Source organism: Streptomyces sp. NPDC045956 (assembly GCF_056430705.1).
Genome location: NZ_JBWKKZ010000006.1, coordinates 474,012 through 489,533, shown reverse-complemented (window position 1 = coordinate 489,533; position 15,522 = coordinate 474,012). Strand labels below are relative to the sequence as shown.

Here is a 15,522-nt window from a genome sequence, read left to right as displayed (position 1 = left end):
TTTCAGGACCTTGGAGATGTCCAGATAGCTGGCCGCGGGGGTGTCACCACCCAGGGCGAACGCCTCATCAGCGGCGCGGACATGCAGAGCGTCCCGGTCCGGGTCCGCGTAGACGGCCACGCTCGCGATCCCGGCGTCCCGGCAGGCCCGGGCCACGCGGACAGCGATTTCGCCACGGTTGGCGATGAGCACCTTGCGCACGATTGAGGCTCCCTCCTTGAAACAAGCCGAGTTTAGGGACTGCCGACACGGCACTACGACCCGTCCCCAATGGTGAGCTTGCCCACACGGAGCGTGATTCGAGGCTCACTCGACCCGCGAAATCCCTTGTAGTGCCGCGAAACACAGCACTCCTCGGGCAAACCCTAGCCCTCCTGTGTGGGCAAGGTCTCTGTAAGAGGGTGCTGCGGGCCACTCCGTTTCTTTGTGGAGTCCCTACGAATGGCCCAATGATTCTTTGCCCGCGGCAGACCCCTTGTCGCGAGGTTTACCCGTTAGTAACGTGCCGGATGTCTCGGACGTACTTGGGGTAACAGCTGTCCCGTGCGGCAGCGGTCGAAAGTGGGTGGGGACCGGTGACAGTACGCAGGCCGGTGGCGTGGACCGTGGCGGTCGTGCTCTTCGTGGAGGCGGTCGGCGTCGCGGCGCTGAACTGGTTCCTCGGGATCGTCGTCGACCGCCAGGACATGTCCCTGGCCGGTCTCGACCCGGACGCGATGTCCGTGTCCTCGAAGATCGGCGGAGTCGTCTTCGGGCTCTACTTCGCCCTGTGCGGGCTGGTGGCCCTGCTCGTGGCGGTGCGGGACCGCCCGCCGGCCGGAGTCGGGCGGGTGCTGCTGATCAGCGCGGCCGTGGTGCACGCGCTGCTCGGCGCCTTCGGCTGGGGCCTGGTGGGCTGGCACGCCTTCCTCTTCATGGTCCTGGTGCTGGCCCTCCTCGTGCTGCTGCTGATGACCTACGACACCCGGACCGGGCCCCCGGCCGGTGAACCGGCGCCCCGCGCGCCCGAGGACGGCAAGAGCGGCGACGGCGCCCCCGTCAGCCCTCCACCGGCGCCCACAACTCCGTGATGCCGACCCCGAGGTCGGCCAGGAGGCGGCGCAGGAGGGGCAGGCTCAGCCCGATCACGTTCCCGTGGTCGCCCTCGATGCCCTCGATGAACGGGGCCGAGCGGCCGTCCAGGGTGAAGGCCCCGGCGACGTAGAGGGGCTCGCCCGAGGCGACGTAGGCGGCGATCTCCGCGTCCGTCGGCTCGCCGAAGCGGACGACGGTGGAGGCGGTCGCCGAGACGTGGCGGCCGGAGGCGGTGTCCCAGACGCAGTGGCCGGTCTGGAGGGTGCCCGCCCGGCCGCGCATCGCCTTCCAGCGGGCGGTGGCCTCCTCGGCGTCCGCCGGCTTGCCGAGGGCCTGTCCGTCCAGGTCGAGCACCGAGTCGCAGCCGATCACCAGGGCACCGCGCACCTCGGGCTTCGCGGCCACCACGGAGGCCTTGGCCTCGGCGAGGGCGAGGGCCAGGTCGGCGGGGGTGGGCGCGGTGACCGCGTCCTCGTCCACGCCGCTCACCAGCACCTCGGGGACGAGCCCGGCCTGGCGCAGCAGCCCGAGCCGGGCCGGGGACTGGGAGGCGAGGACGAGGCGGCGGCGCGGCTGCTGATCTGTCATGCCGTCCAGCGTATCGGCGGCGCCGGGCGGACCGCCCGCGCTATCCGAGCCCGATGACGATCATCGCGAGAACCATCGCCAGCGCCAGGAAGACGCTCAGCCGCCGCAGCCTGTCCTGCATGTCGCGCAGTTCCTCGGGCGGCTCGTTCTCGGGATCGGACCACAGCATTCCACCAGCGTGCGGCCTGGTGAGGGGGCGGCGCGTGAGTACGGGTACTCATTCCGGGGGCGCGGCGACCGGACCCCGCGCCCCCGGGTGGCTGTCCCTAGCCCGGCCAGTAGGTGCGGCCCCATGCCGCGGGGCCCGGCTGCGGCAGGTGGGCCGACGCGATGCGCGACGGGTCGGACCACGCGTCGCGCGGTCCCCGGGCGCCGGACGGCTCCTCCTCCGCCGCCACGGCGCGGGCGCGGACCACCGCCAGGGCGGCGGCCAGCTCCTCGGGGGTCGGGTTGCCCCGTACGACCTTGATGGTCACAGCGGCTCCTTGCAGGGCTCAGAGAGGGATGTTGCCGTGCTTCTTCGGGGGGAGGGTCTCCCGCTTCGTGCGCAGCTGACGCAGGCCGCGGACGATGTGGCGGCGGGTGTCGGAGGGCATGATCACGGCGTCGACGTAACCGCGCTCGGCCGCCGTGTAGGGGTTGAGGAGGGTGTCCTCGTACTCCTGGATCAGCCGGGCGCGGGTGGCCTCGGCGTCGTCACCGGCATCGGCGATGGTGCGGCGGTGCAGGATGTTGACCGCGCCCTGGGCGCCCATGACGGCGATCTGGGCGGTGGGCCAGGCCAGGTTGAGGTCGGCGCCCAGGTGCTTGGAGCCCATGACGTCGTAGGCGCCGCCGAAGGCCTTGCGGGTGATGACCGTGATCAGGGGGACGGTGGCCTCGGCGTAGGCGAAGATCAGCTTGGCGCCGCGGCGGATGATGCCGTCGTGCTCCTGGTCGACGCCGGGCAGGAAGCCGGGGACGTCCACGAAGGTGATCACGGGGACGTTGAAGGCGTCGCAGGTGCGCACGAAGCGGGCCGCCTTCTCGGAGGCCGTGATGTCCAGGCAGCCGGCGAACTGCATCGGCTGGTTGGCGACGATGCCGACCGGGCGGCCCTCGACGCGGCCGAAACCGGTGAGGATGTTCGGTGCGAACAGCGGCTGGGTCTCGAAGAACTCGGCGTCGTCCAGGACGTGCTCGATGACGGTGTGCATGTCGTACGGCTGGTTCGCCGAGTCCGGGACGATCGTGTCCAGCTCGGCGTCCTCGTCGGTGAGGGCGAGGTCCGCCTCCTCCGGGAAGGCGGGCGGCTCGGAGAGGTTGTTGGACGGCAGGTACGACAGCAGCTGCTTGACGTACTCGACGGCGTCCTTCTCGTCGCCCGCCATGTGGTGGGCCACGCCGGAGGTGGAGTTGTGGGTGCGGGCGCCGCCCAGCTCCTCGAAGCCGACGTCCTCGCCGGTGACCGTCTTGATGACGTCGGGGCCGGTGATGAACATGTGCGAGGTCTGGTCGACCATGACCGTGAAGTCGGTGATCGCCGGGGAGTAGACAGCGCCGCCCGCGCACGGGCCGACGACCAGGCTGATCTGCGGGATGACGCCGGAGGCGTGCGTGTTGCGGCGGAAGATCTCCCCGTACGCGCCGAGGGAGGCCACGCCCTCCTGGATGCGGGCGCCGCCGGAGTCGTTGATGCCGACGACCGGGCAGCCGGTCTTCAGCGCGAAGTCCATGACCTTGACGATCTTCTGGCCGTAGACCTCGCCCAGTGCGCCGCCGAAGACGGTGAAGTCCTGCGAGAAGACGGCGACCGGACGGCCGTCGACCGTGCCGTAGCCGGTGACGACGCCGTCGCCGTAGGGGCGGTTGGCGTCCAGGCCGAAGTTGGAGGAGCGGTGCCGGGCGAACTCGTCCAGCTCGACGAAGGAGTCCTCGTCGAGCAGGAGGTCGATGCGCTCACGGGCCGTCAGCTTGCCCTTGGCGTGCTGCTTCTCGACGGCGCGTTCCGAACCGGCGTGCGTCGCTTCCTCGATACGGCGCCTGAGATCCGCGAGCTTGCCCGCGGTCGTGTGGATGTCGGGCTGCTGCTCTTCCGGCTCGGACATCGGGATGCGGCTCCCTGCCTGCTCAAAAGGGGGGACGGTTACTCGTTCGTAGAGTAGTAGGGGGCCTTCCGATCGGCAGTGCGGTCTTTCCCACACCTAGGGTGGGTTGCATGACGCCCCGAGATGCCTCCGACCCCTCGCGCAACCCCTGGTCCGACCTGAGCCGGCCGCCCCTCAGCAGCACGGCCCTGCGCCGGGGGCTGGTGCGGGAGGACGGGCTGTGGCGGCAGGTGGACGTGGTGCGGCGCACCGGCTCCACCAACTCCGACCTCGTGGCCCGTGCCGCCGCGGGGGAGGCGGGCGAGGGCGCGGTGCTGGTCGCCGAGGAGCAGACGGCCGCCCGTGGGCGCCTCGACCGGCAGTGGACGGCCCCCGCCCGCTCCGGACTCTTCTTCTCCGTGCTGCTGAACCCCGCCGAGGTCCCCCTCACCCACTGGGGCTGGCTGCCCCTGCTCACCGGCGTGGCGGTGGCGACCGGGCTGTCCCGGACCGCGGGCGTCGACACGGCCCTGAAATGGCCCAACGACCTGCTGGTCACGGTCGGCGACGAGGAGCGCAAGGCGGGCGGCATCCTGGCCGAGCGGGCCGGCGACGCCGGGGTCGTGGTCGGCGTCGGTGTCAACGTCACCCTCCGGGCGGACGAGCTGCCGGTCCCCAGGGCCGGGTCGCTGGCGCTGGCCGGGGCCGTCAACACCGATCGGGACCCGCTGCTGCGGGGCGTACTGCGGTCGCTGGAGGACTGGTACGGGCGCTGGCGTGCGGCCGGCGGCGACCCGGCGGCCAGCGGGCTCCAGGAGACGTACGCGGCGGGCTGCGCGACGCTGGGAAGGATGGTGCGGGCGGAGCTGCCGGGAGACCGGTCGCTCGTGGGGGAGGCGGTGGCCGTGGACGGGGAGGGGCGGCTGGTGCTGGCCACGGAGACCGGCGTGCAGGAGCCGGTGGGGGCGGGGGACATCGTGCATCTGCGACCGGCGTGAACGCGCCCGCCCCACCGGCGCCGGGGTGCCACCGCGGACTCCGCGTGACGGAGTGAGCTGGGGCACACCTGACGTAAAGTTGGGGCCGGTCGAACCTGACCGCGGCAGATCGGAAGGGCAGCAGGCGTGACCGTCGACGACACGGGCTCCGGCGCGGACGGGGACGGCCGGGTGGACCCCGAGCCCGACCCGGACTCCGCCGACTCCGGCGAGGACCCGCTCGCGCTGCGCCTGGAAGGGCTCATCCTGGGCGCCGAGCGCCGTTACACCCCCTTCCAGGCCGCCCGCAGCGCGGGCGTGTCCATGGAACTGGCGTCCCGTTTCTGGCGGGCCATGGGCTTCGCCGACATCGGCCAGGCCAAGGCGCTCACCGAGGCCGACGTCCTCGCGCTGCGGCGGCTGGCGGGTCTCGTGGAGGCGGGGCTGCTCAGCGAGGCCATGGCGGTGCAGGTGGCCCGGTCCACGGGACAGACCACCGCCCGGTTGGCCGAGTGGCAGATCGACTCCTTCCTGGAGGGGCTCACCGAGCCGCCGGAGCCGGGGATGACGCGCACCGAGGTGACGTACCCGATCGTCGAGCTGCTCCTGCCGGAGCTCCAGGAGTTCCTCGTCTACGTCTGGCGGCGCCAGCTCGCCGCCTCGGCCGGCCGGGTCGTGCAGGCCGGTGACGACGAGGAGATGGTCGACCGGCGGCTCGCGGTGGGCTTCGCGGACCTGGTCGGCTTCACCCGGCTGACCCGCCGGATGGAGGAGGAGGAACTCGGCGAGCTGGTCGAGGCCTTCGAGACCACCGCCGCCGACCTGGTCGCCGCACGCGGCGGACGCCTGATCAAGACCCTCGGCGACGAGGTGCTCTACGCGGCCGACGACGCCGGTACGGCCGCCGAGATCGCGCTGCTCCTCGTCGAGACGATGGCGAACGACGAGACCATGCCGGAACTGCGCGTGGGCATCGCCTTCGGCACGGTGACCACCCGGATGGGCGATGTCTTCGGTACGACCGTCAATCTGGCCTCCCGGCTCACGTCGATAGCTCCCCGGGATGCCGTCCTCGTCGACTCGGCCCTAGCCGAGGAGCTGATCCGTACGCGGGACGCCCCCGAGTCGGAGGCCGTGGCGGCCGAGGAGGCCGCCGCCGCCGAGAAGGAGGGCGAGGTGCCGCCGGCGTACCGCTTCGCGCTCCAGCCGATGTGGCAGCGGCCGGTCCGCGGCCTCGGCGTGGTGGAACCGTGGCTGCTCACGCGGCGGGGCGAGGACCGGGAGGCCTGACGGGGGCGCCGGCCTCGCGTCCCCGGCTGCCCGTCAGCGGTTGCCGTCGAGCAGGTCCACGCACAGGCCGATGACCGGCACGCACAGGCCGTCGGGACGGTCCTGTCCCGGCGCGGGCGGCGTTTCGCGACCGGGCGGCGGGTCCGGTGCGGGGCGCGGTGCGGGCGCTCCCGGCCGCGGTGGCGGGGAGGACCGGGGCGGCGGCGCCTGGGCGGGCGGGCCCGCTTCGTGCGTCCCCGAGGAGCCCGATGCGCTCGACGAGCCCGGTGAGCCCGGGACGTCCGGGGGGCCCGCTGTCCCCGACGAGCCCGATGGGAGCGACGAGCCCGAAGCGTCCGTGGTGGTCGTCCCGGAGGGGAGCGCGGCGGGGGGCGGGCCCCCGGCCGGCCCCGGTATGAGTCCCGGTGCCGGGAACCCGCCCAGGCCGCCCATGGCCGAGGTCGCCGACGGACTCACCCGCGGCGGGCCCGCGGTGCTCGCGGCGGGGGACGTCCGGTCGGCCGCGGTGCCCCCCGCGCGGTCCGTCTCCACACGGGGCCCGGCCTCGGCACCGTACCCGTGCACCCCGTCCCCGCCGGGTTCGGCCAGCAGGCGTACGAGACCCAGGGTGCCGGCCGCCAGGGCCAGGCCGCCGGCCGCGACCATGGCCCCGCGCGGTCGGGGCCGGCGGTGCCTGCCGCGGCGGCTCCGTCCGTACCGCTGATCCGTCGGTGTGCCGGTCGTCGTCATGTTCCCTCCCCGGTGCGCACGCGTCCCCGTCGCGGCGTGGCGGCGACGCTATGTGCTGCCGTCGGCGGAGGCGGGGCGGTCGGCCGGATGTCACTCGAACGGGTAAGCGGAGTGCTCCGGGAAACGGAGGCACCGGGCCTTTCCCCGTGCGGGTCCGCCTGCGATGATCAGGCGGTCCAGTCGTTAACCCGCGTTAACCGGAGGGTGTCATGAGCGAGGAGCGGTTCGGAGAGTTCGTCCTGGTGCGGCGGCACGCGGACGGACATGTCGCGGAGCTCGCGCTCGACCGGCCGAAGGCCATGAACGCCGTCTCGACCGCGATGGCCCGGTCCATCGGCGCGGCGTGCGCGGCGCTGGGCGAGGACCGGAGCGTGCGGGTGGTGGTGCTGACCTCGACGCACGAACGGGCGTTCTGCGTCGGGGCCGACCTCAAGGAGCGCAACTCCTTCTCCGACGCCGACCTGCTGCGCCAGCGGCCGGTGGCGCGGGGCGCCTACACCGCGGTGCTGGAACTCCCGGTGCCGACGGTCGCCGCCGTGCACGGGTTCGCGCTGGGCGGCGGCTTCGAGCTGGCGCTGTCCTGCGACGTGATCGTGGCCGACCCCACGGCGGTGGTCGGGCTGCCCGAGGTGTCGGTCGGGGTGATTCCGGGCGGCGGCGGTACGCAGCTGCTGCCGCGCCGGGTGGGGGCGGCCCGGGCGGCCGAGCTGGTGTTCACGGCGCGGCGGGTGGAGGCCGCGGAGGCGCGTGAGCTGGGGCTCGTGGACCAGCTGGTGGACGAGGGGCGGGACCGGGAGGAGGCGCTCGAGCTGGCAGCCCGGATGGCCGCCAACTCGCCGGTGGGCCTGCGGGCGGCCAAGCGCGCGCTGCGGCTCGGGCACGGGCTGGACCTGCGGGCCGGGCTCGAGGTCGAGGACGCGGCGTGGCGGTCGGTGGCGTTCTCGGGGGACCGGGCCGAGGGCGTCGCGGCCTTCAACGAGAAGCGCGCCCCGCGGTGGCCCGGGGAGTAGCCCCGGCCGGGCGAGGCTCACGGCCGGGCGAGGGTACGGTCCGCCGACCCTTTCGCCCTGCTTGAGTGACGTTTCTCCCTGATTCTCCCTAGCCTGGAGCGATGGGTGAGGACAGTCGGCTCGCGGCCGTCGTGGCGCTGGCGCAGGGCATGGCCGCCGCGCAGGGCTCGCGCGAGGCGTGGCGGGCGGCTGCCGTCGGCGCGTGCCTGGCGCTGGGCGGCAGCTTCGCGGCGCTGTCCGTGTGGGAGCGCGAGCTGGGCCGGCTCCGGGTCCTGGTGAACGTCGGCCGGCGGGCCGAGGACGAGGAGGAGTTCCCGGAGGACGAGTCCTATCCGGTGCACCAGTTCGCGGAGATCACCGAGTTCCTGCACGAGCGCTGGGCCGGCGGCGGGGAGCCCGACGCCTGGGTCGAGACCGCCGAAGGGCCCGCCGCCGGGCGTCCGGGCTACGTCCACCAGCGCGTCGCCGCCCTGCGCCGCCGCGGACGCGGCTGCTGTGTGGTCGCGCCGATCGTGCTGCACGGCCGGGCCTGGGGCGAGCTGTACGTCGCCCGCCCGGTCGGCGAGCGGGTCTTCGAGCGGGCCGACGCCGACTTCGCCACCGTGCTGGCCTCGGTGGTGGCCGCCGGGATAGCGCAGACCGAGCGGCTGGAGGAGGTCCGGCGGCTGGCCTACACCGACGCGCTCACCGGCCTGGCCAACCGCCGCGCGGTCGACTCCGCGCTCGACGAGGCCGTCGAGCGGCACCGCAGGGAGGACGTGGTCGTCAGTCTCCTCGTGTGCGACCTCAACGGTCTCAAGCAGGTGAACGACACCCACGGGCACGCCGCCGGGGACCGGCTCCTGGAGCGCTTCGGGTCGGTGCTGTCGCTGTGCGGGGCGATGCTGCCGGGGGCGCTCGCGGCGCGGCTGGGCGGGGACGAGTTCTGCCTGCTCGCGGTCGGGCCGGCCGCCGACGACGTGGTCAAGGCGGCCGAGGAGCTGTGCCGCCGGGCGGGCGAGCTGGAGCTGGGTGAGGGCGTGGCCTGCGGGGTGGCGTCCACGGAGGACCCCGTGGGGCCGGTGCGCTCCGCCCGCCGGCTGTTCCGGCTCGCGGACGCGGCCCAGTACCGCGCCAAGGCCGAACGGTCGGCGGGACCGGTCGTCGCCGGCCGCGAGGGACCCGACGACCCCGTGGTCCGGCTCGCGGACGAGCCGTCGCGCGAGGAGGACGGCGAGCGCAGGCGGTTCCGGGGTCGGCACTCGCCGTGAGGCGGATGCGGTAAGGGGCGAAACCGGTGCCCGGTGGTGACGTATCCCCTCGTGACATCATCGAATTCAGTGCGTACGCTCCTGAATATGGATATGCACAGTGTGATGGTGGGGACCACCGGAGTCACCGCGTCCGACGTCCTCGCCGTGGCGCGCGGCGGCGCCCGGGTCGAGATCTCCGGCGAAGCGGTGGCCGCCCTGGCCGCGGCCCGCGCGATCGTGGACGCGCTGGCCGCCAAGCCGGACCCCGTGTACGGCGTGAGCACCGGTTTCGGCGCCCTGGCCACCCGGCACATCAGCCCGGACCTGCGGGCGCAGTTGCAGCGCAACATCGTGCGCTCGCACGCCGCCGGGATGGGGCCGCGCGTCGAGCGCGAGGTGGTCCGCGCGCTGATGTTCCTGCGGCTGAAGACCCTCTGCTCCGGGCACACCGGTGTCCGGCCCGAGGTGGCGCAGACCATGGCCGACGTGCTCAACGCCGGGATCACCCCGGTCGTGCACGAGTACGGTTCCCTCGGCTGCTCCGGCGACCTCGCCCCGCTCTCGCACTGCGCGCTCGCCCTGATGGGGGAGGGGGACGCCGAGGGCCCCGACGGCACCGTGCGGCCGGCCGGCGAGCTGCTCGCCGAGCACGGCATCGCCCCCGTCGAACTGCGCGAGAAGGAGGGCCTCGCCCTGCTCAACGGCACCGACGGCATGCTCGGCATGCTGGTCATGGCCCTCGCCGACCTCGACACCCTCTACAAGTCCGCCGACGTCACCGCCGCCCTCACCATGGAGGCCCTGCTCGGCACCGACCGTGTCCTGGCGCCCGAGCTGCACGCCATCCGCCCGCACCCCGGGCAGGCCGCCAGCGCCGCCAACATGCTCGCCGTGCTCAGGGGCTCGGGCCTGACCGGGCACCACCAGGACGACGCCCCCCGTGTGCAGGACGCCTACTCGGTGCGCTGCGCCCCGCAGGTCGCGGGCGCCGGACGCGACACCCTGGCCCACGCCGCCCTCGTCGCCGAGCGCGAGCTGGCGTCGGCCGTGGACAACCCGGTGGTCCTGCCTGGGGGCACCTCCCAGGCTTTCGGCACTGGGGGAGGCAGGGTGGAGTCCAACGGCAACTTCCACGGGGCCCCGGTCGCCTACGTCCTCGACTTCCTCGCCGTCGCCGTCGCCGACCTGGGCTCCATCGCGGAGCGGCGCACCGACCGGCTGCTGGACAAGAACCGCAGCCACGGCCTGCCGCCGTTCCTCGCCGACGACGCCGGCGTCGACTCCGGCCTGATGATCGCCCAGTACACGCAGGCCGCCCTGGTCAGCGAGTTGAAGCGGCTGGCCGTACCGGCCTCGGCGGACTCCATCCCCTCCTCCGCGATGCAGGAGGACCACGTGTCGATGGGCTGGTCGGCGGCGCGCAAGCTGCGCACGGCCGTCGACAACCTGACCCGTGTGATCGCCGTCGAGCTGTACGCGGCCACACGCGCGATCCAGCTCCGCGAGGGCCTCACCCCCGCGCCCGCCTCGCGGGCCGTCATCGACGCCGTACGGGCGGCCGGCGTCGAGGGTCCCGGCCCGGACCGCTACCTGGCGCCGGACCTCGCCGCGGCGGACGCCTTCGTGCGCGGCGGGCACCTGGTGGCGGCGGCGGAGACGGTCACCGGGCCGCTGCGCTGACCGGTCCGGACGCGAAGAGGGGCCCCGCCGGGAGGACGGGGCCCCTCTTCGTTCGCGTACCCGCGGCGGACTCACCGCCTCCGGACGGTCAAGAACGCCAAAAGAACGTCAAGTTCCTCAAAAGTCGAGGCGTTCCCGGCGTACCGAGTAGCCCACGAAGCCCGCGCCGAGACCGAGGCAGAGGGCGCCGCCGACGACGTACGGAGTGCTGTCGAAGCTGCCGGTGTCGGCCAGGCGGGTGGTGCCCTCGCCGGAGGCGGCCGTACCCGTGGACACGGCTCTGGCCTGCTCGGTGACCTGCGGAGACGGGGCCGCGGCGGCGGACTGGAGTACCTGCGTGTCGGGTGTCGCGTTCGCGGACGGGACGAACCACAGGGCACACAGCAGACCCCCCGCGGCGGCGGCGGTCAGCAACGGACGGCGAGCGGATGACACGGAATATCGATCCCCTTGTGGCGCTGGCGAATTGGCCGTGTGGGCAGATGTTAGTGAAAGGCGCGGGTCACGGGAAAGTCACGGGAGGGGCCGGCCTTACGCTCCGGACATGAGCACTCCAGAGTCATCACGCTTTGTACGGATTCGCGTCGACCTCGTCCTCGCGATCGACGACGACGAGGCCGTCACGGGGGCCGCGCTCCAGGCGCTCGCCGACGACGCCGACCTGCCCGACGTGGAGCGTGCCCGGGCCGAGCGCGCCGTGACGGAGGACACCGCCGAGGCGCTGGCCCACCTCGTCGACCCGTTCGACCTGGTCAGCGCGGTGCCCGGGGTGGAGCTCCAACAGGCCTCCTGGAGCAGCGAGCAGATCGACTACGACCCCGATTCGCCCGAGTGGGACCTCGGCGAGGATGATGGCGACGAGAACGACCCGGAAGACGAGGAAATGACGGTCGGCTGACGCGGTGTGGGAAAACTTCTGACCCCGGGCGGCAACCACCGCCCGGGGTTTCGTCGTCTCAGGGGGCGCGCACGACCCGCCCTCCCGTCGCCCGCCACCGTCCGCCTCGGCGCAAACGTGGCATGCCCCACACCGGGCGGCGATGTGGAACGGGACGAACCGGTCGTAGCGTTGAACGTCTTGACGGGGAATCTCGGGGTTTCCGGAATCGGCAACGATGGAGAAGCGTGTGATGACGGACGGTAAGCGGCGCAAGGGCCTGGCGGCCGCGTCCGCACTGCTCGGCGGTGTGCTGGTGCTCTCGGCTTGTTCGGGCAGCGACGCCGAGACCTCCGGTGGTGGGGACAGGACCTCGCAGGCCGAGGCCGACGCGGCGGCGGCCAAGGAGTCGTCCGAGGCGCAGATCAAGATCACCCCCGACGACGGCTCGGACAACGCCTCCATCAACAACTCGGCCGGCGTCACCGTGAGCAAGGGCACGCTCACCCAGGTGAAGATGACCGCCACGGACGGCACCGAGGTCAGCGGCCGGATATCGTCCGACAAGACCAGCTGGAAGCCCACCGGCCAGCTGGAGCGGGCCACCACCTACAAGCTGACGGCGACCGCCCAGGACTCCGAGGGCCGCGCCGCCCACGAGAACGCGTCGTTCACCACGGTCTCCCCGAAGAACAGCTTCATCGGCACCTTCACCCCGGACGACGGCAAGACCGTCGGTGTCGGCATGCCCGTGTCGATCAACTTCGACAAGGAGATCACCGACAAGGCCGCCGTCCAGAAGGGCATCACGGTCAACACCACCAGCGGCCAGGAAGTCGCCTGCCACTGGTTCAGCACCCAGCGCATGGACTGCCGCCCCGAGGACTACTGGCAGGAGGGCGCGACCGTCACCCTCAAGCTGGCGCTCGACGGTGTCGAGGGCGCCCAGGGCGTCTACGGCGTCCAGCAGAAGACGGTCAGCTTCAAGATCGGCCGCAACCAGGTCTCGTACGTCGACGCGAAGACCAAGCAGATGAAGGTCACGCAGGACGGCAAGACCGTCAAGACGATCCCGATCTCCGCGGGCTCGCCGGAGAACAAGACCTACGAAGGCCAGATGGTGATCTCCGAGAAGTACAAGGAGACCCGGATGGACGGCTCGACGGTCGGCTTCACCGACGACGACGGCAAGGGCGAGTACGACATCAAGGACGTGCCCCACGCCATGCGGCTGAGCACCTCCGGCACCTTCATCCACGGCAACTACTGGGGCAAGGGCATCTTCGGCCAGGCCAACACCAGCCACGGCTGCGTGGGTCTGGCCGACGCCAAGGGCGCCGACGACCCGAACACGCCGGGTGCCTGGTTCTACGACAACTCCATCGTCGGTGACGTGGTCGTCGTCCAGAACACCGGCGACAAGACCATCGCCCCGGATAACGGCCTCAACGGCTGGAACATGGACTGGGCCCAGTGGAAGGCGGGTTCGGCGGTCTGACGGACAGCCGTCCGGCGGTGAGACGCCGAACGGCCCGCCCCCCTCCACGACTTCGTCCGGCGCCCGTCGCCCCCTCACCCGGGGCGGCGGGCGTCCGTCGTCCCCACGGCTTTTCATCCTCCTCTTACGCGGGCCTTATCCCTTCATCACGGGCCGTCCCTAGCTTGCGGCCATGTTCTTCACGTATCTGAGGCGCGAACTGCGCCGCCGCAGAAAGGCGGCCCTCGTCGTCGCCTCCGGGCTGGCGCTGGGCATCGCGCTGGTCATCGTCGTCGACTCGGTCTCCTCCGGCATGGGCCGGGCGCAGGACAAGGTCCTCCAGTCGCTGTACGGGCTGGGCACGGACATGACGGTGACCAAGGCCGCCTCCCCGACGGAGGCGGGCGAACGGCCGCGCTTCCGTTTCGACGCGCGGGAGGACGGCTCCGAGGAGGAGCAGAGCACGGACCGCGTCATGGTGCAGGGACTCCAGACGCTGGCGGACTCGACGGTGGGCAAGGTCGCCGGGCAGAGCGGTGTCCGTGACGCGGTGGGCGGACTGAGCCTCCAGGTCGTCAAGGTCAGCGGAGAGTTCACCCGCGGCCAGGTCCAGCAGGAGGGCGGCACCGGCGGCCAGGGCGGCGGCCAGGGGCCGGGCGGTGGCCCGGGCGGCGAGCAGGCGCCGCAGGGACGCGTCCAGGGCGGCGGCGCCGACTTCGACGTCAACAGCTACTCGGTCTTCGGCACCGACGTCACCGAGCCCGGCCTCGGCCCCCTGACCTCCTCCACCATCACCAGCGGCCGCACCTTCAAGGCCTCGGAGACCGACGCCGAGGTCGCCGTCGCCGACTCCACCTATGCCAAGGAGAAGAAGCTCGCGGCCGGCAGCACGGTCACCGTCAAGGGCACCGAGTTCGAGGTCGTCGGCATCGCCACGGCCGACAGCGGCGACGCGGCGGCCGACCTCTACCTGCCGCTCCGCCAGGCCCAGACGCTGGGCGACGCGAAGGACAAGGTCACCACGGTCTACGTCGAGGCGACCGACTCGCAGCGGATCGACGAGGTCGAGGCGGAGATCCGGAAGAACATCCCCGGGACCACGGTCACCACCTCCGCCGACCTCGCCGACACGGTCTCCGGCTCCCTGTCCACCGCCTCCTCCCTCGCCGCCGGCGTCGGCAAGTGGCTGTCGATCCTGGTGCTGGCCGCCGCGTTCCTGGTCGCCGGGCTCCTCACCTCCTCGGCGGTCTCCCGCCGGGTGCGCGAGTTCGGCACGCTCAAGGCGCTGGGCTGGCGGTCGGGCCGGGTGACCCGGCAGGTGGTCGGTGAGGCCGTCGTCAACGGCCTGATCGGCGGTGTCCTCGGCATCGCGCTCGGCCTGGCGGGCGCGTACGCCGTCACCGCGGCCGCCCCGACGCTCCAGGCCCAGCTCGGCGCCTCCGCGGGCGGCTCCGGCGCCGGATTCGGCGGCATGGGCGGCGGCATGGGCGGGGGCCCCGGGCGGCAGGTCGCCGCGAAGACCCTGGACGTCGCCCTCACCGCGCCCGTCAGCCTCACCACCGTCGCCCTGGCGGTGGGCCTGGCCGTGGCCGGCGGGCTCGTCGCCGGCGGCTTCGGAGGCTGGCGCGCCTCCCGGCTGCGTCCGGCGGACGCCCTGCGCCGCGTCGAGTGACGACGCGTCACAGCGCGACGCCACCATCCCCACGTATCCCAGGAGTTGCCCCATGTACGAACTCACCGGCGTCACCAAGCGCTACACCCGCGGCAAGGACACCGTGCACGCCCTCGACGGAGTCGACCTCACCATCGCCGACGGCGACCGGCTGGTCATCCAGGGTCCCACCGGTGGCGGCAAGTCCACGCTCCTGCAGATGCTGGGCGCGCTGGACCGGCCCAGCTCAGGCCAGGTCGTCCTCGACGGGACCGACCTGGCCGAGCTGCCCGAGGCGCGGCTGACCCGGGTGCGCAGCGAGAGCATCGGCTTCGTCTTCCAGTCCTTCAACCTCGTCCCGACCCTGACCGCACAGGAGAACGTGGAGACCGCGCTGGTCCCGCTCGGCGTGAAGGCGAGGGAACGGAGGGAGAAGGCCGCCGAGGCGCTGGAGTCCGTCGGGCTCGGTGAGCGGCTCGGACATCTCCCCGGTGAGATGTCCGGGGGGCAGCAGCAGCGCGTCGCCATCGCCCGCGCCCTGGTCAAGCAGCCCAAGGTACTGCTCGCCGACGAACCCACCGGGAACCTCGACGAGTCGATGCGCGACGAGATCATGGACGTCCTCGACCGCATGTGGCAGGAGCTGGGCCTCACCTTCGTCATGGTCACCCACGACTCGGCGATCGCGCGGAAGGCACCGCGCCTGGCGACGCTCCGCAAGGGCCGGATCACGGTGACGGAGAAGGCGCGGGCGTAATCCGCCGGATGCGCCAACCCGTAGACCACGTAACGGACTTCGTGCGGCCCCGTTACGACGGCCCGGCGGTTTGCCCACCTTCCGTCGAACCGTTGAGCGGATGATCTCCCCTCG

At 72.7% G+C, this 15,522-nt stretch carries 16 protein-coding genes; 10 read left to right on the top strand and 6 right to left on the bottom strand.

All coding sequences use genetic code 11. The features are described 5' to 3' along the window. Positions 1–201: biotin carboxylase N-terminal domain-containing protein (locus tag AC07FV_RS19185; protein ID WP_479088600.1), on the bottom strand; the 201-nt coding region annotated here is incomplete at its 3' end. A gap of 374 nt (positions 202–575) precedes the next feature. Between AC07FV_RS19185 and AC07FV_RS19180 the strand changes: the two genes are divergently transcribed. Further along, a complete protein-coding gene (locus AC07FV_RS19180) occupies positions 576–1,070 on the top strand; it encodes a hypothetical protein (protein WP_479088599.1) in 495 nt (164 codons plus the stop codon). Here AC07FV_RS19180 and AC07FV_RS19175 read toward each other — a convergent pair. The 4 genes from AC07FV_RS19175 to AC07FV_RS19160 form a co-directional block, all read right to left on the bottom strand. Beyond that, entirely contained in the window at positions 1,039–1,662 is a 624-nt protein-coding gene (locus AC07FV_RS19175) for a nucleoside triphosphate pyrophosphatase (protein WP_479088598.1), read from the bottom strand. The two genes, AC07FV_RS19180 and AC07FV_RS19175, sit on opposite strands and share 32 nt — an antisense overlap. Before the next feature lie 40 nt (positions 1,663–1,702). Further along, positions 1,703–1,831, bottom strand: a complete 129-nt coding sequence (gene mmpB, locus AC07FV_RS19170; RefSeq protein WP_079030363.1) for a morphogenic membrane protein MmpB — start codon at positions 1,829–1,831, stop codon at positions 1,703–1,705. A 97-nt stretch (positions 1,832–1,928) separates the two neighbouring features. After that, positions 1,929–2,138, bottom strand: a complete 210-nt coding sequence (locus AC07FV_RS19165; RefSeq protein WP_356603995.1) for an acyl-CoA carboxylase epsilon subunit — start codon at positions 2,136–2,138, stop codon at positions 1,929–1,931. 18 nt (positions 2,139–2,156) lie between these two features. Then, positions 2,157–3,749 (bottom strand): acyl-CoA carboxylase subunit beta, encoded by a 1,593-nt coding sequence (locus tag AC07FV_RS19160; protein ID WP_479088597.1) that lies wholly within the window; start codon positions 3,747–3,749, stop codon positions 2,157–2,159. 110 nt (positions 3,750–3,859) lie between these two features. Here AC07FV_RS19160 and AC07FV_RS19155 point away from each other — a divergent pair, with 110 nt between their 5' ends. From AC07FV_RS19155 to hutH, 5 genes are all read left to right on the top strand, one after another. Further along, a complete protein-coding gene (locus tag AC07FV_RS19155) occupies positions 3,860–4,726 on the top strand; it encodes a biotin--[acetyl-CoA-carboxylase] ligase (RefSeq protein ID WP_479088596.1) in 867 nt (288 codons plus the stop codon). Between the two features lie 126 nt (positions 4,727–4,852). Beyond that, positions 4,853–5,995, top strand: coding sequence for an adenylate/guanylate cyclase domain-containing protein (locus AC07FV_RS19150; protein WP_479088595.1), 1,143 nt, complete (start codon positions 4,853–4,855; stop codon positions 5,993–5,995). Between the two features lie 938 nt (positions 5,996–6,933). Then, positions 6,934–7,734, top strand: a complete 801-nt coding sequence (locus AC07FV_RS19145; RefSeq protein ID WP_384701240.1) for an enoyl-CoA hydratase/isomerase family protein — start codon at positions 6,934–6,936, stop codon at positions 7,732–7,734. Positions 7,735–7,835: 101 nt separating this feature from the next. After that, positions 7,836–8,984: a GGDEF domain-containing protein gene (locus tag AC07FV_RS19140; protein WP_479088594.1), complete on the top strand. Its 1,149-nt coding sequence runs from the start codon at positions 7,836–7,838 to the stop codon at positions 8,982–8,984. Between the two features lie 93 nt (positions 8,985–9,077). Beyond that, entirely contained in the window at positions 9,078–10,646 is a 1,569-nt protein-coding gene (gene hutH / locus AC07FV_RS19135; RefSeq protein ID WP_479088615.1) for a histidine ammonia-lyase, read from the top strand. Positions 10,647–10,763: 117 nt separating this feature from the next. Here the strand turns inward: hutH and AC07FV_RS19130 are convergent, their stop codons facing one another. Continuing rightward, positions 10,764–11,081, bottom strand: coding sequence for a hypothetical protein (locus AC07FV_RS19130; RefSeq protein ID WP_479088593.1), 318 nt, complete (start codon positions 11,079–11,081; stop codon positions 10,764–10,766). 109 nt (positions 11,082–11,190) lie between these two features. Between AC07FV_RS19130 and AC07FV_RS19125 the strand changes: the two genes are divergently transcribed. From AC07FV_RS19125 to AC07FV_RS19110, 4 genes are all read left to right on the top strand, one after another. Beyond that, a complete protein-coding gene (locus AC07FV_RS19125) occupies positions 11,191–11,544 on the top strand; it encodes a hypothetical protein (RefSeq protein WP_383648152.1) in 354 nt (117 codons plus the stop codon). Between the two features lie 232 nt (positions 11,545–11,776). After that, entirely contained in the window at positions 11,777–13,021 is a 1,245-nt protein-coding gene (locus tag AC07FV_RS19120) for a L,D-transpeptidase (protein ID WP_479020825.1), read from the top strand. Between the two features lie 172 nt (positions 13,022–13,193). Next, positions 13,194–14,672 carry an ABC transporter permease gene (locus AC07FV_RS19115; protein ID WP_479088592.1) on the top strand — a complete coding sequence of 493 codons (1,479 nt, stop codon included), beginning with the start codon at positions 13,194–13,196 and terminating at the stop codon, positions 14,670–14,672. A gap of 52 nt (positions 14,673–14,724) precedes the next feature. Next, positions 14,725–15,408 (top strand): ABC transporter ATP-binding protein, encoded by a 684-nt coding sequence (locus AC07FV_RS19110; RefSeq protein WP_479088591.1) that lies wholly within the window; start codon positions 14,725–14,727, stop codon positions 15,406–15,408. Positions 15,409–15,522: the final 114 nt, after the last annotated feature.